The organism is Paenibacillus hemerocallicola, assembly GCF_006265175.1.
Lineage (GTDB): Bacteria > Bacillota > Bacilli > Paenibacillales > NBRC-103111 > Paenibacillus_AB > Paenibacillus_AB hemerocallicola.
The window spans coordinates 1-21,777 of sequence record NZ_VDCQ01000099.1 but is presented as its reverse complement, the minus strand read 5'-3'; the positions used below and the strand labels follow the sequence as shown (position 1 = coordinate 21,777).

Below are 21,777 nucleotides of genomic sequence, written 5' to 3'. Positions count from 1 at the left end.
TGCTGTCCCTGAAGTGACAGCCATCATCCTAGATCTGGTCGATCAAGTGACCAGCTACGTGCTCCACGACTGCGTAGCCGCCAGGGACGATAGCCTGTCGGTGATTATTGCAAAGATGCTGGGCGGCAAACCTATCTTGATCGAGATGGAAAGGTGGACGTTAAAAATTCAATATAGAAAGTGCCGGTACCGTCATTGATCGGACTGTTATCGTTGACGGAGGTCAGATCCTTGCAGCAAAAATAGGCACACGGGACAATGTCGAAGTAATATTCTACATTAATCTATTCACGAGGAGCGCTTACCTTTGAACAGGACATTATCCTTCGATTACATTGTTGTTGGCACTGGACCGGCGGGTGCCGTAATCGCGAAGACGCTTACGGATGATAAAAAAACGTCGGTGCTTGTTTTGGAAGCGGGCGATCATAACGACAAAGACAAACCCATCGCGGATTCCGCATTTGCTTTGGAACTTGAGGAAAGCTACTTTCCCCAATACTTTTGGCAAGGGGAGGGCATCCCCCAAGCCAATCTCGACAACCGGTCCTTCGAATGGACGACGGGGCGCCTCTCCGGCGGCGGGTCCTCCATTAACGGGGAGCAGTATGTACGACCGACATCGGCTGTATTTAAACAATGGGAAGCTTTACTCGGCCCTCTCTGGTCCCCCGCAAGGACAATTCGGAGGTTTAAACGATTGGAGAAATATAACGGCGAAACACAAAATCCCGGAGCGCGCGGATATCATGGCCGAATCGACATCAGGCAGGCACCGGTCACTCCGACGTCTATGGCCGAAAAGTTGACCGCCGCGATTGAGAGGGCAACCGGATTGCCGAATATTGTCGATTACAACGATCCGGAAACTCCTTTAGGGCCGTTTACACGATGGCAATTGTACCAAAAACCGGACGGTCGAAGGGAAAGCTCTTCAACCGCGTTTTTATCCTCGGATATTATGACGCCTTCCGGCCGGGGAACTCATGGTCGCAAACTGACCGTTCTTTTTCGAACAACGGCCCTTCGGGTAATTTTTTCTCGCAAGCGCGCCATCGGTGTGGAATATTTGCAGGCAGGAAGTTGCGTCCGCGCTTACGCACGAAAAAAAGTTATCATATCTGCGGGAATCAACAGCGCCCAGTTTCTGATGTTGTCCGGGATCGGACCGGCCGAACAGTTGAAAAAGTCGGGAATCCCCGTTATTTTCGACAATCCGCATGTAGGAAAGAGACTGAAAAATCATACGCTGAACTTTGCCGTTTTCACTGCCAATCGCAATGATCGCGCGCTGCCGCCCGACGATCCGAACGCCCTTTACACTGGCGGAGCCTTTCTGCCCGACCCTACGGGGGAAAGACCAGCTCGACGAGCCGTCCAGCTGATCGGCATCGGCTCCGACGAAACATTAACGGTGGCGGTCCTTTATTTGCGACCCGAGAGCAGTGGATCGATCGCAATCCAAAATAAAGATCCGCTCAAAATCGTGCTGGCCGATGAAGGGTTTTTGTCCAATTCGAACGATTTGGATGCCGTAAAAAATATTTTCAAAATCTATATTAGGAATATCGCTTTGGAACTGGAGCGAATCGATTCCTCCTATCGACTTGTATCTCCTACACTCGACGTTATTGATGACGATGTAAAGCTGGAAAATTTTATTAAAGAAAATTTCGAACATAACCATCATCAGCAAAGCTTTCTGCGGATGGCTCCGCTCGAAAAAGGGGGGGTTGTCAACCGTTCGGGGCGAGTTCACGGGGTAACTGGTCTAATCGTAGCCGATGCTTCCCTCATTCCGTTTACAGTGGACGGCAACACATCGGCTGCCGCATATTTGATCGGCTATACGATCGCAAGGAAATTGCTCAAAAACCCGTCGCGACGTAGAAACATGGGTTGGAAGGAAGATGAAGAATAACTGTTCGGCGGACCGGCCGCGAGGGGCTCAAAATGGCCCCTCTTGATACAATGCCGATCCTTCTTCGAAGAGCCCCTCATCAAGGCAGCAATTTCGTACCGATCATAGATTGAAGCTTAGCCCAAGAAAGCGATGGAAGCTTTGCTTTTTCTTGCAAATGCGATAGGGTTGTCGATGGATTCCCAGTGAATGTACATCAATCGAGGACTCTCATTCAACCAGTGGTTATGAAGGGCTGTAACCGTAATGCCTTTTCTTTGAAGATTACGGATTAATCGATTGGCTTGGTTTTGAAAGCATGCGGTTTCCCCCAAGCAAAGGGCACGGCCCGACCGGTCCAGGGATTCAAACGAGAAAAGCTGGTAGCGAACTAGAGGCGAAGTCGTTCGCCTTCCCAAAATTGTCGCTCTTAACCTTCTCGCCCGACTTACAAAACAGACAGGTCCGGGATCGATTTCATGTTCGCCTCCTAATATCCTTGCAAATTGATTGCATAACCTTATAAATTGCGGACTTGCTTTCGCGTTCGCCATTATTGACCTCCTCATGGTTTTGAAACATTGTATTACCGGTCGGAGAATGGCGTATATGCATATGCCCTGTTGGTGGAATATTATGTTAGCTGGCATGTATACCTTTTGCCTCGAACCTTTCGAGGATGTCGATCGACCGATCGGAGAACGATTGGAATAGATCCGACTGCAATTGATCAATATTTCAGATGTGGCTTATCACACGTTTGTAGCGGGTACGATGGTCACGTGCGCCATTATATATTTGCGCGGAATGAGCGATCGTTGTCGACGAAACGCCGATTGTACTCTTGGGAAAAATCATCGGACGCATGGAGATCTCGCGTCTATAGCCCTAGATGATTACAGGGTAAACCGCTTTTTTCATATTTTTCATGAAGCAATCTTGCCCTTTAACGCAAACCGGCTGCCGATCGCCGGCAGCCGGTTTGAGCTGAAGTACCCGTTTAGTTTGGTGCGAAGTACCTGCCAGCTTTCCAAAATGATACCCTCTGTCTCCTAATTACTCAAAGTATTTTCCCATTTCTCTCGAATCGAATCTTATCTGAAGTGGTGTTTTTACTTTCCATGCGAGGATGGCGATTACCGGTTTCATTACCCCTTCCTCCTCGAAATTTGCTGAGATACAAGCAATGCTCAAACAAGTGGGCCCACGAATTGCGGCCTGCCGATTTCATGGAGGGGTGTTTAAAAATCGTATGGCCTGGCTTCGCGTTCGCTTCGAACATCCAAACGTTTCCCCTACGGTCTAGCCCGATATCGAGCCCCAACTCTCCCAACGTTTCTGGGCATTTGCGCTCGACCGCCTCCGCCAGCTCGATGACGGTTTTTTTTGCATTGTCCAGCACCTTCCCCGCCCGCGAACCGAACACTCCGGAAAGTAAACGCATCGGCATTATTAGTTTTCCTCCATTGCGTACATGCGTCGTAACGCTCCCCCTCCCCGCTTTCTTCGCCCCAATACCGGAAATCACCCACTCGTTATTGCCATTCTTGATCATATGGAATCGGAAATCGACCGAGCAGCCGTCGAGTTCGATCAAACGGACGCCTTGTTGAGCGACGTAGCGACTCATATTGCTTCGCTTCTCAATCATGTTCATCATGACATCGAACCGGGAGTAACGGATTTGCACATTTTTCCCGCCGTGCCGATACCGGATATAATAACCGTGCTTCGGGACGTAGGCCAGACGATAAATGCCTCTGCCTGCCGAGCCGTGGGTCGGCTTCAAATAGATAAAAGGGTATTTCTCCACTAATTGCTTAATCTGCTTTGTGGAAGGACTCACTATCGATTCAGGGATATATTTGTATGCGGATTCTCCTTCCAACCATTTGTAGACGTCCCCTTTGTCGAAAAAACTCCAATTGAAAACGGGAATGCCTTTGCCTAGGAGCCGTCTCTTAAAACGGTCCATGGACGACGATCGCTCCTCGTTTCGGTTCAGGAACCGGTTGTAGACTACATCGGGCAGCGGAACTTTCCGGCGCAACCAGCCGCCGGAAGGCTGGGGAAAAGAGCCGATGACTGTTTCATTGCCCCAATCCACATCATTTTTGGCGAAGGCGAAGACGAACGATCTGTCTTTACCGGCTCTCATCAGCTGTTTGATCCCTTCGCTCCCTCTTCTGCCAGAGCTGTCCTTACTTCCAGATGCAGTTAGCATTCCGATGAGCGGACCGACTCGAATTTCATTGTTTTCCTGGCGAGAAAGGAGACATTTCCCCGTGAACGGAAGTTTCAAAAAACGAGCTACGGATGTAGGGATTCGCAAGGAGTGTCCTTTTGTACTAAATGACTTTACAATTACATCTGTCGACTTGCTGCCCAGTGTCAGCCGAATGCTTCGCGCATCTTCGATTCTGAGCGACCGCAATAAGTCGCGAGAAGCGAAGACGGTCTTACCGGTTCGGTCATTTGCTTTAATAATACAGCTTATTAGGCCCATCTGCTCCCCCCGCCCCGTGAAACGGGATTCGTTTGCTTCAACAGCTTATGGAGGATCGTCATGGAAGGTTATAGGCTGTGGACCAAATCTGCTTAGCCCAAATATTTAAGACTACCGTCGTCAATCCTAACACGATCGCCCGCGGGCAGCCCCTTTTTTCACTTTACATAACAAAAAGAAACCGTCTTTTGAAGAGGACATTCCCCAAAACCTACCTCGATTGTGTTGTGAATGCCGCTGTGAACCGACTCAGCGACAGTATTTTTGCTGACGCTTCCCCCGGTGCTTGGCGAGCAAGCAGAAGATTGCAAATGTTTGACTAGTTTTCTTTGCATAGTAAAAACCCGTTTTACGTGGATTGCACTTTTTGCCGGTAAGCGGACGGCGTTTCCTCCGTCAACGCTCTGAATTGCCGGCTGAAGTGAGAGGACGATGTGAACCCGATCATATGGGCGATATCGGAGATCGACAGGTCGGGTGTTTCGCGAAGAAGTCTCTTGGCTTCGGCCGTACGCTGCAAGAGTACATATTGATAGAAGCTGATTCCCATCTCTCGGGTAAAACTTCGGGTCAGATGCTCTTCGCTGAGGGCAAATCGGCGCGCAACCGCTCTCAAGGATAAGTCGGCTCCCAAATTGCGACATACATAGTCTGAACACATCTGTAGCAAATCGATATTTCTCGACGCTGCGGAAGAGGAGGCGACATGCTCCGGGTCAGTCGAACTACGCTGCAGGAAAACCGTAATCTGCAGCACATGGGCCAGAGCCATTCGTTCCCAACCGATTCTCCGCTCCTGCAATTCCCGCTGAAGCGACTTGCACAAACTCTCCATCTCCACAGATTCCTTGGGACTTAACGTGAAGCTTAAGCAGGAGTCTTGCGGAATCCATGAAAATTCCGCCAAGCGATGCAAGTTCGTCGTCGCGTCATCGTCGCCAAAGTCGCAACTGATGACCGTGCGTTTGTAGGACGACTTCGAAATCATCTGATGAGGCACCATACCTCGAAAAACGAGTACCGATCGGGGAGCTTGCAGCAAGATTTGGCGGCCGACCACCATCGTGCCCACCCCCTCGTTCGTTACATGTATCTCTAATCCGGGATGATAATGAAGACCGGTTCCCTTCATCCATTGGTCGCTGTGCAGCACAATGGGAAACCGGCTTAGCTTCGTCTCCATATCCCGATTCCAATCCGGCTTCTCGTTTGTTAACAGATTTTTCATATCCATAGTCGATGTCCCCCATCTGAACAGTTCCAATTGCCCTAACTATGTCACAAAACAGGGACGATCTCAACAAACAGAAGCATTCGACCTCCCATATGTTGTCAGGTTAAGCGAATCGCGGTTGATCCTCGCTTGCAACGATCCGCTCTCCCCCATTTTTCAAATTGATCAAACTATCCACAATTAACGGTCAACAATCGGATATCGCATCAATCGCAACATCTGTACAATTGATTTAGAAACTTTGTTGCTCTTGCGATTATTCGTTCATATGGAGGGAATCACTCATGGAAACGGCGGATGCTGTACAGCAGGATAAGTCGATACGCCCTAAAGTAAAAAAATCGATCATCGACTGCGATATTCATCATTACACGGGATTGGATGTGACGAAGGCGTATCTATCGAAACAATGGCGCGATTCGCCGCCTCCGCCCGCCCCGCAAGGCGGGGGCCATCATTTTAACGGCGGCGTAGGCGGCAGAATGGTCGATTCATTTCCGCCCGAGGGAGGTCCGGCAGGCAGTTCGCTTGAATTCATGCAGCAGCATCACCTGGACCCGCACCATGTGGAATATGCCATATTGACCGGCGAAGGCGGAGGCGCCAATCGATTGCAGTATGAATATGAAGCTGCGATCTGCTGCGCTACTAACGACTACACGATTGAGCAATGGCTTTCGCGAGATGCGCGCTTGAAAGGTTCTATCTATGTTACGAAGCACGAACCGAATTTGGCGGCGAAAGAAATCGATCGGCTCGGCAAACATCCCGATATGGTGCAGGTGCTCGTGCACAATGGAGCGAGACTTCCGTACGGCAATCGTTTCTACGATCCGATCTACCAAGCCTGTGAACGCCATAATCTTCCTTTCTCTATCCATGTCGGAGCTGAGGGTGGGGGCGTCAACAGTCCGACGACAAATACCGGTCCTGTATCCCATTACATCGAGTCACGCTCCGCCAGGCCGCAAGTGATGATGGCGCATCTGGCCAGCTTCATATTCGAAGGTACTTTCGAACGATTCCCGACTTTGAAAGTGCTGCTGCAGGAAGCTGGCGTACTGTGGGTCGTTCCTTACTTGTGGCGACTGGATCAGATTTGGATGGAAGAGCGGATTCAACTGCCATGGATGAAGAAATCGCCGAGCGAATATTTCCGCGAGCATGTTCGGATGTCGACACAGCCGTTCGAGGCAACGCCGAACCGCAAAATCTTCGATCAATCGATGAAAAGCATGTTTGCCGAGGAAACCTTAATGTACTGCAGCGACTATCCGCATTGGGATTTCGACTCGCCGCTGATGGCACTGCCCAAGATGGACGATGCGCTGTGGGATCGGGTCCTATACTACAATGCGGCTGAATACTACAACCTGCCCGATCGTCGCGCCGATCAAGATAAGAAACCTCATCAGTAATGAAGCACCCGTCGTTAAGTTGCCTATACAGTAGGGAGGAAACATTCATGCATGCTACAGAGAGTGCGACCAGTCCATCCGGAGCCGCGAATCAACCGGAGTTGCACCGGGCCATCATCGATTGCGATATTCATCATTTCACCGGAACGAAAGCGATCAAATCATACCTTCCGCTTGCGCTCGCCGACCTCTTGTCGGCATACGGCGCCAATTTGCCCAGCGGCACCCCTAACGGAGGCCCCGCGTGCAGTGTAAAAGATTTGGCCACCTTGCAGGAAAACCACCTTAATCCCAATCATGTTAAATATGGTATTTTGACCGGCGAAAGCTACGGAATGCAGGGCGTCGGCAATAGCCACTACGCGGCCGCGATTTGCTCGGCAATCAATGACCATACGAAAGAGCAATGGCTCAGTCAGGACAACAGACTCAAAGGTTCGATCTTCGTCACCAAGCAAGCGCCGCAGTTGGCTGTCAAGGAGATCGACCGGTTGGCCGGAAGCGGCATATGGGCTCAGGTCATTTTCAGCAACGGCGCGCATCTCCCATTCGGCAACAGCTTCTATTACCCGATCTATGAAGCGTGCGTCCGCCATAACTTGCCCGTGATGATTCATGCGGGGATGGAAGGCGGCGGTATGAACAGTCCGACAACAGGAGCAGGTTATGTCACCCATCTGGCGGAATGGAAGGCATCGCAAACGCAGGCGATGATGGCGCATCTGGCCAGCCTCATCTTTGAAGGCACGTTCGAGACATTCCCGGAGCTGCGGATTGTACTGAATGAAGGCGGCGCATTTTGGCTTGCCCCCTACTTATGGAGATTGGATTTGGATTGGAAAAGCTTGCGTGTGCAAACGCCATGGGTCAAGCAACTGCCAAGCGAGTATTTCCGCAAGCATTTCCGAGTCACTTCGCCATCACTGGAAAAAACGCCGGATGAGGCGATCTTTCATCAATATATGAACAGCATTCACGCTCATGACACGTTGATGTATTGCAGCAATTACCCCTACCATGAAGTCGATGCTCCGTTAGCATCGCTGCCGAGTATAGATGAGACGTTGCAAGAGCGCATCCTGTATCGAAATGCGGCGGAACTGTACAAGCTGTAAGGAGCAGTTGAACACAAAGCGACCTTGGCTACTGGAGGTCGCTTTGTGCATAGATAAGATCGGATTGACCGGAATAGGAGCAGACTCGTTCTCGGAAGGAGTTGCGATCCATGAGTCATTTTGCAGAATCTCTACGAATTTAGCGAAGATGACGACAGCTCTGGAAGAAGAAGCAAGGGAATCCACTCGCCTCATCTCTGCCTGCGCCGTCTCCGGGCAGGCAGCCGTGCGATCATCCACTATCAACCGGTTCGGGATAAGTATCCGGGAGCAACCTCTCTTGATCCGGGTTATTGTCAACGATCTCGTGGAAAAATCTCGACGATTCGATTGGCTCCCCAGGACATTGATGACCGCTACTTTAATGAATGGAAGACAGGATAATGGCGAACGGAGCCCTGCATGGGCTCCGTCTTGTCCTTTTACTATTCCTGTTTACTGATGATCCCGTACAGACGTAGAACGAAAGCATCCGTAATTTCGCGCTATTTGCTGACATTCACGATCAGCTTGTCGCTTGACGTAAAGCCCGCCTCGTTAACCAGCTCCGCCCGGTACTCATAGTTGCCCAAGCCTCTGTTTGTTATGTTCGTTACAGCCGATTGCGCGGATGGCGTACGTTCCGGCAGCATCTGGGTGTCGATCAGAACTTCGTTCTCGTACAGGCGATACGTCACTCCATTCGTTCCCCACCACAGGTCCATGTTCACCTGAAAGCTGCCGTCTCCATCCCAGTTATTATGGGCCAATGCCGGCTTGGCCGGGGCCGCTTGCGTAACCGTGACCACATGCGTATCACTGCTCGTGGCGCCATACGCGTTAACCAGTTCCGCCCGGTATCGGTACGTGCCGTTCGGCTTGCCGCTGATCGCAGTGACTGCTGTCTGCGCGGCGGGGCTCTGGGCCGTCAAAACTTGCGTATCGACCAGCACCTCATTCTCATACAGCCTGTAGATCCCGCCATTTTCTCCGTGCCACAGGTTCATCGTGATGCTGTACATTCCATCCTGTATCCCGTGATCGTAACCATTGTTGTCGGCAAGAACCGGTTTGCCCGGCTTGGCCATGCTCCTCGCTGGGCCAACCACCTGGATCGTCACACCTTCCGATGTGAGTCCTCCATATGTCGCCGTCACGACCGTCGTGCCGGCGTTCTTGTACAGGATGAGCCCTGCAGCCGATATTTCGGCAACGTTCGGGTTCGAACTTGCGTAATTCGCCCAGGCAGTAACATCGACCGTCGTGTTATTGCTGTAAGTGGCCGTTACGACCGTTTGCTGGGTCGTACCTGTCTGCGCGGGTGTTACCGCCCCGTTCAGACTGATTGATGTCATCACCGGCGCCATGTTTCCGAATCCCGATAGTTTATCCGACAGGGGCGTGCGGTTCACAGCAACCGTATATTCCGTCTCGATCGGAGCCGGGTGGCCCGAACCGTTGCCGATAACGACCCCGTTTTCATCGGCATGGTAAGGTTCTACGAAGGCAAATCGTCCGCTGGACGTATCTCTGCCAACATAAGCGTGGTAGGCGATCCACTTCGTTCCGTCTGCGTCCGTAAAGAAAGAACCATGCCCGCTGCCGTTAATCGTGTCGGACAGCGACAAAATCGGAGTCGGGTTTTTCACCCAGTTCGACGCCACCATCGGATCTCCGCCCAGGAATTTCATATACCCGAGCGCATAATAAATGGTCCAATATCCGCTTCCGGTATAGACAAGATACACCTCTCCGTTCTCTCCGTATACCGCAGCGGCGCCTTCAACAACTTTCGGATACCAGAGATTGGGGTCGGATGAACTTTGACCGTAGCCGCCCATCTCCCATGCATATTCGGGAACAACCAATACAGTAGGCTCTCCTGTAAGTGTCCACGGATTTTCGAACTCGCTGATACTGATGGTCTGGTGGAAATTCGACGTACCGCGACCTACTTCGCTCACGTAGGTCAGATAGGCTTTCCCGCCGATTCGAATGACGGATGTTCCCGCGACGAAATCTTCGTTGTTAAATTCCGGGACATCCTCATTGAGTAATTTGAGCGGAACGTTCGCCTCTCCGGTGACCGGATTGCCCCAGGGGCCGATCAGATTGTCCCCGTCAAGCGCCTTCACCACATGCTGCCGCTGATTCGCCGTCGTCCCGTCATCGAATGCGATAAACATATACCAGCCGGCATTCTCCTCGCCAACCTCTGCGGCCGAGAAATAATGAATTTCAGGAGACCACAGATTCTGGCCGTAAGTCGGTCTGAGAATGGTATATCCCGTCGACGTCTTTAAATCCGCAATGTTGGCTACTTTATGCAGAATGATCGAAGTAGCGCCCGTTGAAGTATAGTAATAATATCCGTTGTAGTAGAACATATACGGGTCCGCGCCGCTGCGCATATAGTTGGTGAACGTGATCGTGCCTTGAGGTTCCGCATCGATATCGAAGTTAGGCCCGACAGCCAGAAAGCTGGTCATGTCGCCCTCGTACTCCTCCGTACCGCGGAAGTCCGTCAGATGGCTGAAATCGCCTCCGTTCAGGTTCACGTGAAAGGTGCCATCCATGATCGTTGATTTGTTGCGAGCGGGAGCGATCATCTTCCAGAACTCGCCGCCGTTGATCGTGAACTCGACGTCATACTCGCCGTTATCCATGCTGCCATCCTCAACATATTCATGCACGACAAACAATCCTTGCCTGAACACGCCTCCGTTCACCGTAAACTGGATGGTGCCCGAGCTCCGGTCCCTCGGCGCGGCGGCGACATAGCTGTGGAACGTTCCGCCGTTCACCGTAATCTCAATGTCCAGATTGTCGGCTTGCGCCCCTTTGTAATTGGAACCTCCACGCAGCACGGCCCAGTTCCCGCTATTCACCTCAAGACGTATTTCCGGCGTCACTGTATTGCGGTTGTGTCCGCCAATGAGATTGATATACGTTTTATTCCCCAGCGTGAGCGTGGTGTCCACATCTTCACCGATCGTCAGCGGATGCCCCATTGCGAATATAACGGCGAATGCCGGAGCGTTGAACTGGAGCTTCTCAATGGAAGTCTCTCCCCCAAGCAATAAGTCGCTTCCAAGGTCAAAGGCAGCGCCGCCCGCTCTGTAATCCCGGTCATAGTCGTAAGACGTCAGCGTTACATGATGATTGTGTGCGTTTACCGAATACGCCGAACTAATGGTGTACTTGCCGCTAATGACGACATAGCCGTCATCACCCAGAAGGGCGATAGCTGCGTTCAGATCGCCGACCGGATTGCCGGGGTGGCTGCCGCTGCCAGTGCCGCCATCCTCCAGATAGACGAACCGATCCGTGATCTTGTTGTCAAACAACGCCGCAACTCCCGCTACGACTGATGCGTGGGCAGGCGTGTAGATCAGCGTTCGGACCGCCTCTCCCTGGCCCCATTCCGATGCGGAGATCTGATTGACCTCGGCATCGACCAGCCGCAGCAGCACATCCCCGTCGAGCCGGTTCATCACAACCGAATTCACACTGCCGCCGTACAGACGCAGAACGTAAGCATCCGTAATATGGCCTGCGGAGGAGTGAATCGTACCGATGTCTCCGCCGTAAACCGAGGTTTCGGCACGCGCAACCGAATACGCATCGGTTGTTCCGGACCAGAGCAGGCCGATCGTTCCCCCATAGACCGCCGTCACGACCGTACCGGCATACGCGCCGTCCAGACCGGCCACGCCAATGACCCGTTCGAACGAACCGCTATAAATCGCAAGAGAAGAACTGCCCGCGCCGCCGGACACAGTCATGCCTTCGGGATCGTCCGTGACCACACCGTCCCCGATGACAAGCTGGCTTCCATCGGCATGCAGCGTAACGCTATCTTCATGCCGCAGTTCGATGTTCTCGAAAGTGACATCGTTTTTAAACCGGACATAGGCGTCGCTAGGGAAGACAATGATCCCCGATTCGTCGCTCGTAAATGTCACTCTCCCATTCGCCAGCGGCACAACAGGATCAAAGTCCCAAAGGACGGAACCACTGACACGGATCACCCCGCCGGCGACCCGAATAAACTCGTAGGCATCCTGCAAGCTGCCGCACGGCTCTTGTACGGTGCAGCCGGTTCCGGAGGCGCCCTCGCTCACATACACATGAGTGAAGTTCTCTGCTCTGTCGAATATTTGTTCCAGATGCGTGATCTGAGCTGTACTGTAATGCAGCGCATTGTATCTTGCGATCTTTTCGGAACCCGCTTGTACGGCAAGATTTCGAATCGCTTGCGAAGCATACGTAACCGAAACGTTGCTGTATGTCACCCCATCAAGCGTAAGCATCGCATCGCCTACCACGTTATTCACATCAATCGTTCCGACCGTGCCTCCGAGCAGCTCAATGTCCGCCGTGCCATCCAGCCGCCTGGTTACGTCTCCTCCGGCGCTGACCTTGCCGATGGTGCCCCCGGTGACGCGAATGACCGTACTGCCGGAGAAGTGGTTGTACAGAGAAGCTCCGTATACTTCCGAAATGTTTCCCCCGTTCACCGTAATATGCGATGTGCCGGTATAAGTCTGTGTCGCAATCCCTCTCGTTCTAGTAAAGCCGCTCACCGCATAAAACGTGCCGCTGTCTATCGTAATATGCGAATCCAGATTAAGTGCAAGGCTGTTGCTATGCGGCGCCTCATACCCGCCGACAACGAAGATTTGTCTGGTTTCGTTCGAGACCGTGCTTACCGCGGAGATGCCTTCCCCGAACACAATCGGATGAAACTGTGCGGCGAACACCGTCCAACCGGTGGTCACGATCGTCAGATTGCGGAACTCGGTAGGTCCCGACAACCGGTACACTTTCTGACTGGAACCCGGAAAGGAAAGCTCCGCGCCATAATCTTGAATGCCGTCATCCGCTGTCAATGTGATGACCCCGCTATGCACCGGCTCGGTATAATCCGAATTCAGGGTATAATCGGAGACAAGAACAACCGTTCCGCCGTCTTGGCCAACTTCCTGGATGGCACGGTCCAGCGTCTTAAAGGCCAAGGAGGCCGATCCTCCGGTATTCGAGTCCTGTCCTTGCGAGGCATCCACATATACCGTCTCCGCTTCTGCATAAGCAGGAGACATCATCACGGCCAAACATAAAGACAACGTAAGAAACGAACACATTACCAAGATACGTATAAATTTCCTCATGAACTTCACCTCACCCCTAATATGTAATCGCTTCCACGCTTGTCCCACGCAGCTTCTCTGTCCAAACTCCATGCATACACCATCCCGATCCAATCTTTCACAAATAGAGTAAGCGCTCACCCGGTCATGAAGCGCTTACTCTTATCACCATGCCTTATTTCGATTTCGCCTGATCTTCCGCGATCAACTTGTTGATTTGATCATCCATATTTCTGAAAGCGGTATTCAAATCGACGTTGCCATTTACAAGATCGGGAATCGCTTTATCATAGATAGTACGTATATCATTTTCATATTTTGACTTCGAGGTAATGGGAGCATAGTTCATCTTGACGATGGCCTGTAAGTTTTTATTTGAGTATTTGCTGTTTTTCCCAAAAGCGGCCTTCACCTTTTCATCCTTCAAGATGGGAATGACAGCCCTTTCGGACAAGCTCATTTGCGATTCCTCCGACAGCAAGTAGCTTAACACCTTCATCGCCGCATCCTTCTGCTTGCTCGCCGATGTGATGCCGAACAGCGTAGGCAGCGACTGCGGACCTATGCCCGGCTTATCCTTGTAAGAAGGATAGGAAACCAGATCCCAGTTCAATGCAGACATGTCGTTATTGATAAAGATATTGGCCAAGTCGATCGACATCGCTACTTTGGGGTCTTTCACAAAGCTCAATGCTTTGTTTTCTACCGTCTTTTTCATCTCGACAACTTCGCTGAATAACGTTTTCCAGCGGTCATCCGTTAAAATGGTCGGTTTCCCTGTCTTTGCATCGATCGAAGGAACCGAAAGCGGACTTAAGTTGGCGTGAGGCTGAATACCGCCCCTCATCCCGTAATACTGTACGCCCCCGTCCGATCGGTACAATTGTTTGGACAGATCAATCGCACGGTCCCAGGTCATCCCGTCCACCGGATAAGCAACGCCGAACTTATCGAAGAGATCCTTATTGTAATACAGAACGGCGGTATTATTGATAATGGGAAGCGCATACATTTTGCCGTCGGACATATCGCGGATTGCATTGACGGCTGTCGGCTCCAGATTCTGAACGGGCACATTGTGGCGTTTGATCAACTCGGACATATCGTGCTGAAGTCCGTAATTCAATAATTGGGGAATTGTATTGTTCACATCATTCCATACAATGTCAATCGTTACGCCTGAGCTTATCACTTCCTCAATCGTTGTCCCTTTGCCGTTGAAAATCGCTTGGATCGTGTAATTCGGGAATTTTTTCCTTAAAGCATCCCCAAATCGCTCGTTGAACGCTTCTTGACTCCAAACCGCGGTGGAATAAAAGACGAGATTTGCCGGTTCATCGTTTTTTTCTCCTATGTCACCATTGGTTTGTCCGCTTCCATTGCCTCCGCTTCCATTACTGCCGCAGGCGGCCAGCAAAGCCGGCATCAAACCTGCGAGCAACCACTTGGACCAACTGTTAATGGCATTCGTTCTCAATCAAACAACCCCCAATTTCTATTATTTTTCTATCAATGCAAAAACACCATTCGCTCGCATCCGGTATAGCGCTTACTTTTTTCAAAGCACATGCTACAACCCGTTTTATTTCCATTGTCGGATACATCCCCCCTCCCCATTCTCGACATTTCATGCTCAATTTCCGTCTGATCAAGATCATTATAGCTTTGCAGGAACGCAAAAGATTGCACATGTTTGACTGCTTTATGTGCTAGAGTTGACCACTTTCAGACTGGATCGGCACAATCGCAATATCGCCGCGAAAGCCCCCATACCGCGCTTCATACGGAAATGGAGGCTTTCAGTTACAAGAAAAATCAAAGTTTCTACATATGCACGACGACTTGGCCTTCTTCCACGGTTACGCCGAACGTTTCCACCGTTACTTCATAGGTTTTCGTCCGCATCGCCGGATCCACGATCATGCAACCCGTCTTCATATCAAATTCCCATTGATGCCAAGGGCATCGAACGATTTCCCCTTCCCGCTCGTACTCGAAGTGATCCGGTCCTTTCGAAACCACCAGCGGCTTGATCAGACCTTTGCACAGCTCGGCTCCTTGGTGCGGACATACGTTGCGCAGCGCATAAAATTGTCCATCGTGATTGTAAACACCTATGCTCCGACCGCCCGCTTCAACAATTTTCCTCGAGCCGGGGGGATTTCCGATACTGCTGCAACAACATACTTTTGCGATGGCGCCTTCGGATGCGATTGCGTCAACGCATGACTCGAAAGCTCATTATAGCCGGGAGGGGAAACAAAAGATTGCAGATGTTTCAGCAAGTAACCCTGCGCCCCTTTTTTCAGCGTTAGTTTTGGCTGGAATCTACATTACTTCGCTGTCAGCATTTTCGTCATTAGGAACGCCACCTATTTACTGATCCGGTGCTCATAGCCGTTGTTAGAAATCGACAGCGGCAGCCTTGGACCCGATAAATAAAAACCTAGACTGCCGCTGTTTCATTGAACTAACGTTACCCGATAGTTAATCGAAGAAAGCTTCTTTTATTGCGAAACGGTTCCAATCCCCTCTCTATTGACATTTAGTTACAGTTAATCTAGAATATAAACATTAATGAAAGCAAGTACTTGCATTAAGGGGGAATTGATGATCGCTAATCCAACTACAGGCGAAAAAATATTGCTGGCAACCATAAACCTCATGGCTGAAAAAGGATATGACAGTACAACTACCAAAGAAATCGCACTCGCTGCCGGAGTGAACGAAGTCACCTTATTTCGGCATTTTGGAACGAAAGAAAAACTGCTTGAGGCCGCTTTCAACCGGTTTCACTATGGCAATGAGATGACCAAGCTTTTTAACGAAGGTCTTAAAGGAAATCTGCATGAGGATCTTCTTACACTCAGTCGAACGTACCATAACATCATGAACCGGAACAGAAAGTTAATTTCAATCTCACTAAAAGGAAGTAGTACTCTTCCTGATGCCGTTCTTCAAGAGGCTTCCCGCAACCCTAAGCATTTGAAAAATCTGCTCGCAGACTATCTAACTGCCATGTCATCACAAGGCAAAGTTGTCACTTCAAATCCTGAAATCCAAGCATTATCGTTCATGTGGATGAATTTTGGGGCTTTTATCAGTAGCCTAAATACGAAAGAAGCGGTTTCGGAAGAAACGCTGAACGAATTTATTGAAGAAAGCGTACGTTTATTTACCAAGGCTCTAAGTCCCTAATCATATTTATATTACTCATTGAGCGGCTCCGATCGGAGCTTTTCTTTAGCAATTTATGAAAGTATGTACTTGCATTCAAATTGAAAATGAAAGGTGAGATTCTGTATGATTAGTGCGTCCTTTCCCTACGAAAAGAAGCGTCAACGGGTGTTTGGTTTAGAGATGGCCTACGTGGAGGTGGGAAGTGGCGATCCGATTGTCTTCCTGCATGGCAACCCTACTTCCTCTTATCTCTGGCGGAACATTCTTCCTTATACTCAAAATCTCGGTCGCTGCATTGTTCCTGATCTCATTGGCATGGGGGACTCCGGGAAACTTCCTAATAGTGGTCCCGACTCATATACCTTTGTCGAGAATCGTCGCTATCTCGATGCCCTTTTGGATCAACTTGGCGTTCGTCAACGAGTTACCTTTGTTGTGCACGATTGGGGGTCTGCCTTGGGATTTGATTGGGCGTATCGCCATCCGGAAGCCGTGAAAGGAATCGCCTACATGGAAGGAATTATAAAACCTCGCAGCTGGAGCGAGCTCCCTGAAACGGGACGAAAAATCTTCCAGGCATTACGATCCCAGGAAGGTGAACAGATGGTATTAGAACAAAACTCTTTCATTGAGACTAACCTTCCAATCGGTATTCTGCGTAAGTTGACAGAGGAAGAGATGACAGAATATCGTCGGCCATTCTCGCGGCCCGGCGAAGGACGCCGTCCTACACTGACCTGGCCGCGACAACTGCCATTCGATGGCGATCCGGCTGATGTGACTGACATTGTCACCACTTACGGCGAATGGTTGGCACAGAGCTCGATTCCAAAACTATTCGTCAACTGTGTTCCAGGCACGATGCCTTCAACTCATGTAGATTTCTGCCGCAGCTGGCCAGTGCAAACCGAGATCACCGTTCGTGGACGTCATTATCCCCAGGAAGACTCGCCTGATGAGATTGGCGTAGCCCTTACTGCCTGGTTGAAGGAACTGACATTATAACGGTTGCCTTCACGTCTTGGAGATCCGGGAGCAATGACTCGGCGTCTGCTCCCGGTTTATTGCGCTATTCTGCCCGTCCCCTAACGATCAGCGGCCAGTCATGTCTAATGACACAAACATATCTTTTAAATCCACAAATCGAATGACTTTGTGACACAATCATCCCCCTCACTCAGTTCCTCGCGGCAAAAACAAAAAGATCTCCCGAACCCTGATGAACAAGAATCAGGGACAGACGATCTTCTTTAACGAATAATCAACCTATTTGATGGTGCAGTCCATCACGCCATTTTGGTTTGTTTTGCTCTTAACTAATTTCAAAGGCTGTTGCCGATTGGCGAGCACAATCAGCCTGTCACCATCTTTTTTGTCTAACGAGAGAATAGGTTCATCTTCGCTTATATAAACATATTGGCGAGAGGGTGCAACCGTTTCTCCGGTAATTTGTGTTTCAACGAATTGTTGACACGACACCGAATGGTGTCCTATAATTAAACCCGTCATCAGTGTTTGATTAGAAGTTCAATACTAATATCGAAGTGGAAATTTTGTGGAAATCATAATAAGGAGGAAACTATCATGATAAAGAGAAATAAAATTATCTATTGGGTTGCTACCGCTTGGCTGGCACTAGGCATGCTTTCAACGGGAATCGTTCAACTTATTAAACTGGATGCAGAAGTTGATATGATGATGCATTTGGGGTATCCTTCTTATTTGCTCGTATTACTTGGCGCTTCTAAAATTTTGGGCGTTGCAGCCATCCTTATTCCTAAATTTCCTCTGCTTAAAGAATGGGCTTACGCAGGTTTTTTCTTTACAATGTCAGGAGCGATAATTTCACATCTTGTATTAGGCGATTCCAGTGGCGACATACTCCCCCCCTTGTTACTTCTAATTCTTACCGTTGCCTCGTGGTATTTCAGACCTGCGGATAGAAAGATCAGGTCAGGTGATCGATAAATATGTGCTTGGGCTACGTGGGCTTCCTTTTCCACATCAATACCTATAACAAGATGGGAATGGTAATTCGTTCAATTCGTTGATTTTGTCCGTCTGATTGCTTAAACTTCATAATAAGAGCGCCTCCTTGATGGTGTTGGGTTTCGAACCCGTGGACAAACCCATCCTACCGAGACGCTCTCTTTTTGACAAAGCCCATTTCTTAGGCTATCTTCTGGTATTGTAAACACATCGAAATGCTTGGTTAATTCTTTACATGTTGACGTTTTGCTAACGGCACTTAGTCCTAGGAAGTTCCCTGGTATTAGGCTCCTTCATTAAATAATAGAAATCATAATTATTCAACATCGATAAAATATCGATAACAGTCGGCCCACCATGTATATCCTTCCCGTTGACCAAGCTTTGCAAGGTATACCTCGATCATTCCGGTCTCGCGATCCTGTATGATGCTGAAGTTGGATAGTTGGAGCTTATCGGAATCACCCTCTTCCCGCTTATCTATCGTTGTAAGTGTGTCCTTCATCAGCAAACCGCGGTCGTCTACCTCAGCAATGATGAGCGGATGACGAGGGAAGTTGCTATAGGTTGCATGATCAGAAATATTGCCGATCCAGTAGATCTTGTCGTTCTTTATGCTCCTGACAAAAGCGGAAATGGTCGCTGCCGAGTAGAACACCTCCCGATTGTCAAAATGCCACGGCACAGGGTCGGTGAACGTACTTCCTCCGTCATCGGAATAACAGTACCACTTATGCGCTGGCGTTCCAGGTTCGATGCGCGTATTCCAATTTTTGTTTTCCCAATTGGACCCGCGGAACACCGCCAATATCCGGCCCGTCGGCAGCATGATGGCGGCCGGCTCATCTATCCCTCTGGAAGATTTTAAGTCACTGATCACGATCGGTCGGGAGAACGTAAGGTCGTAATGCCCGCGAGATTGATTGAATATGCCACGAACAACAATCAAGCCGTGCATGATTTCGGAACAAGAGGGGAAAATCTCAGCTGCGTCAAGGCCGCGAATACGCAAGCAGGCGCGCATGGAAGCGCCAATCGGAAATATAATTTCGCCGCTATCCAAAACTTCGACACCACAACCCAAATAGGCCCGATTGTTGTTGGTATATGCCGGGTCTCTCCAGTTATCCGGATCAAAATCGGCGCCTTCCTCATATTTGATCAATTCGGTTGTTCGCTCATCACTTCCCTCTTTTCTTATCGACAGCAAGCTGTGGTCAACAAAACTTGCCTCGCCATGTCCCCAAAATCGCTTGTAGGCATTATGATGGCCGTCAAAGAAAACTCTGCGCATGTCAACGGATACAAAATGCCCGAATTGCGGATTGTATGTCTCTTTCCCATTATAAGTAGCGATTTCGTCTTCGCCTTTCACCTCAACACTTCTGCTGTAAACATCTTGCCATTCCCCCCAGGTTCGCCCGTTATCATCGGAGAATCGCTCGAATGCTGCATTGCTCCAATCCGATTCACCTTGCAAGCTCTTACGTTCCACTCTCCTAAGTCCCGTACTGCTTACATAACGTTGTGATCTCTGATCCGTCGTTTTTTTATCCGGGGATTCGACATAAAGCTCTTTTCTCACCTTCATATTTTTGCTCATGCTCCTTTTATCTCCGTTAAAGTTAATTTTTGCTTACCATCATCTATCTCTTAAAATATAGCCGGTGGTTCAAGGAAACCCTTTCCCCACCAGCTTCTGCAAACGCAATGAGGCTAATTGCCTATATCGAGCTCAGTTCGAGAATGAATGCATTCGCCTGCTGTTCAAGAACCTCCGCAGCCGTGGTAGATATTAGATTTTGAGCGCGAACGGAAGGATCATTGATGTAATGGATAAAGTCCTCCATGTAAGCAACAGCCTGTTGTTCCGCCCCTTGATTCAAGAGCAGTTGAATGATATCCAGCCGATACTTCAAATTGACGGCAAAACTGGACTGAATTTCGTTCTCCTCCGCATAGTGTCCCACGGACAATAGCATCCCGTTTACATGAACCGGTTCAATCGTTACCGTGATCGTAGCCGGAAGCGAATATTCATGACCGTCATAAACACGATAAGTCACGGTATCCATACCCGTCTGTCCTGTATTGGGCAAATAGCCAAACGTTCCATTGCCAGAATCGATCACGCTCGCCGTTCCTTTCTGACCGTTCTCTACGAGACTATACGTTAATTGATCTCCATCGGCATCCACAGCTCGTAACGTCCCCGTCACTGCTGTGTACACCTGGGCGGTAACCGTCAGATCACGTGTTAAAGGCGCTGAATTGGCTCCGGGAACAGGTGCTTCCGCTTCAATCAGGTTCGTGACCAAATCCGCAGGGTAAGCGAAATGATGCCATTTTTCAATATCAATCTTATCACCGATCTTATCCAGACTATTGTTTCCGGTCCAGTTGTTGAACAAGTAAATGCCATCTGCTCCGGCCTGATAGGCAACGTATGCTCTAAGACGATATTGCAGTTCGCTCATTACCGTACTGGACCTGTTGACCGGAATACCTTGCTTGATCAAATCCTCTTCCGCTTTCGTCAAGTCATGCCCGCTTAAGGAATGAGTCGTACCGATATACAATTGGACATCGGAATTGCCTACCGCCTCCACGAATGGAGCGATATCAAAAAATTGTTCATGACTGAGGCTCGTAGGGATGATCATATCAACCAATTCCTCGGCGATCCAGGCATCAATATCCAACCCGTATTGTTTATATCCATCGTAAGGAAATCGTACCGTGATCTGTTTCGTCGGCAAAGCCAGTCGGAGCTCGCGCAGCATCTGCGTAACCACCTCTGCTTTATAACGGTCCCAACGTTCCAGCCCTGCAACGGATGTTTCATCTTTCGGCTCGATTCCATACTGCAGCAGGTACGCATCGGTTAGTTCGGATTGGTAACCGAAAAGATTCGGATACCTGCCAAAATCGAGGTTGATTCCATCTACCCCAGGGAAGGCGGCAGCCTCCAGCAGGACATTTTTCATATACTCCCGGACGATGAGATTCCCATAATCAACCCTGAAATTCAAAGTCCCATTCTTCAGCACCATTCGATAGGGAAGCATTTGGTTGTCATAGACGGCACCGTTCAAGTATCCGTTTACTGCAGGATCATAGACGGCGTTCATTCGCAGGGAGGCATTCGTCTTTAAGCCGAGTTGGTCGGCTTTCTCGGCTACGATCTGCAACGGCGATCGGCCGCTGGCGTTAATATCGGTAATTTGCTGTCGTGCCCGCTTATCCCCGTCCCTCATCTGACTCCCATAAGCTTCCGACCCGGCAAATGGAATACCTGCATATTGA

Annotated in this window: 14 protein-coding genes; 6 read left to right on the top strand and 8 right to left on the bottom strand. The window is 49.8% G+C overall.

Going from position 1 to position 21,777, the window contains the following annotated elements:
• Positions 1-307 precede the first annotated feature (307 nt).
• Positions 308-1,921 (top strand): GMC family oxidoreductase, encoded by a 1,614-nt coding sequence (locus tag FE784_RS38085; RefSeq protein WP_139607520.1) that lies wholly within the window; start codon positions 308-310, stop codon positions 1,919-1,921.
• A gap of 116 nt (positions 1,922-2,037) precedes the next feature.
• On the opposite strand, the gene FE784_RS38080 is transcribed toward FE784_RS38085, so the two are convergent.
• The 3 genes from FE784_RS38080 to FE784_RS38070 form a co-directional block, all read right to left on the bottom strand.
• Positions 2,038-2,454 carry a DUF1259 domain-containing protein gene (locus FE784_RS38080; protein ID WP_139607519.1) on the bottom strand — a complete coding sequence of 139 codons (417 nt, stop codon included), beginning with the start codon at positions 2,452-2,454 and terminating at the stop codon, positions 2,038-2,040.
• A 506-nt stretch (positions 2,455-2,960) separates the two neighbouring features.
• On the bottom strand, positions 2,961-4,058 hold the full coding sequence (locus tag FE784_RS38075) for a YheC/YheD family endospore coat-associated protein (RefSeq protein WP_246132368.1): 1,098 nt from the start codon (positions 4,056-4,058) through the stop codon (positions 2,961-2,963).
• 697 nt (positions 4,059-4,755) lie between these two features.
• Positions 4,756-5,640 (bottom strand): AraC family transcriptional regulator, encoded by an 885-nt coding sequence (locus FE784_RS38070; protein ID WP_139607517.1) that lies wholly within the window; start codon positions 5,638-5,640, stop codon positions 4,756-4,758.
• 284 nt (positions 5,641-5,924) lie between these two features.
• Between FE784_RS38070 and FE784_RS38065 the strand changes: the two genes are divergently transcribed.
• Entirely contained in the window at positions 5,925-7,058 is a 1,134-nt protein-coding gene (locus FE784_RS38065; RefSeq protein ID WP_139607516.1) for an amidohydrolase family protein, read from the top strand.
• 47 nt (positions 7,059-7,105) lie between these two features.
• Positions 7,106-8,173: an amidohydrolase family protein gene (locus FE784_RS38060; RefSeq protein ID WP_176706815.1), complete on the top strand. Its 1,068-nt coding sequence runs from the start codon at positions 7,106-7,108 to the stop codon at positions 8,171-8,173.
• A gap of 485 nt (positions 8,174-8,658) precedes the next feature.
• On the opposite strand, the gene FE784_RS38055 is transcribed toward FE784_RS38060, so the two are convergent.
• The 3 genes from FE784_RS38055 to FE784_RS38045 form a co-directional block, all read right to left on the bottom strand.
• Positions 8,659-13,218 (bottom strand): family 43 glycosylhydrolase, encoded by a 4,560-nt coding sequence (locus tag FE784_RS38055; protein WP_176706814.1) that lies wholly within the window; start codon positions 13,216-13,218, stop codon positions 8,659-8,661.
• Between the two features lie 259 nt (positions 13,219-13,477).
• Positions 13,478-14,779 carry an ABC transporter substrate-binding protein gene (locus FE784_RS38050; RefSeq protein ID WP_139607513.1) on the bottom strand — a complete coding sequence of 434 codons (1,302 nt, stop codon included), beginning with the start codon at positions 14,777-14,779 and terminating at the stop codon, positions 13,478-13,480.
• 347 nt (positions 14,780-15,126) lie between these two features.
• A complete protein-coding gene (locus FE784_RS38045; RefSeq protein ID WP_246132370.1) occupies positions 15,127-15,444 on the bottom strand; it encodes a Rieske (2Fe-2S) protein in 318 nt (105 codons plus the stop codon).
• 468 nt (positions 15,445-15,912) lie between these two features.
• Between FE784_RS38045 and FE784_RS38040 the strand changes: the two genes are divergently transcribed.
• The 3 genes from FE784_RS38040 to FE784_RS38030 all read left to right on the top strand — a co-directional run bounded on the left by FE784_RS38040 (position 15,913) and on the right by FE784_RS38030 (position 18,450).
• Complete coding sequence (locus FE784_RS38040; RefSeq protein WP_139607511.1) at positions 15,913-16,500, top strand: TetR/AcrR family transcriptional regulator; 588 nt, start codon at positions 15,913-15,915, stop codon at positions 16,498-16,500.
• Positions 16,501-16,605: 105 nt separating this feature from the next.
• On the top strand, positions 16,606-17,487 hold the full coding sequence (locus FE784_RS38035) for a haloalkane dehalogenase (RefSeq protein ID WP_139607510.1): 882 nt from the start codon (positions 16,606-16,608) through the stop codon (positions 17,485-17,487).
• A 579-nt stretch (positions 17,488-18,066) separates the two neighbouring features.
• The gene (locus tag FE784_RS38030; RefSeq protein ID WP_139607509.1) at positions 18,067-18,450 is read left to right on the top strand and encodes a DoxX family protein; all 384 of its coding nucleotides are present in this window, start codon (positions 18,067-18,069) and stop codon (positions 18,448-18,450) included.
• Between the two features lie 337 nt (positions 18,451-18,787).
• Here the strand turns inward: FE784_RS38030 and FE784_RS38025 are convergent, their stop codons facing one another.
• Together FE784_RS38025 and FE784_RS41385 are read right to left on the bottom strand one after the other, a co-directional pair.
• Positions 18,788-20,074 carry a sialidase family protein gene (locus tag FE784_RS38025; RefSeq protein WP_139607508.1) on the bottom strand — a complete coding sequence of 429 codons (1,287 nt, stop codon included), beginning with the start codon at positions 20,072-20,074 and terminating at the stop codon, positions 18,788-18,790.
• 121 nt (positions 20,075-20,195) lie between these two features.
• A partial coding sequence (locus FE784_RS41385) for an FIMAH domain-containing protein (protein WP_176706813.1) occupies positions 20,196-21,777 on the bottom strand: 1,582 nt, incomplete at its 5' end.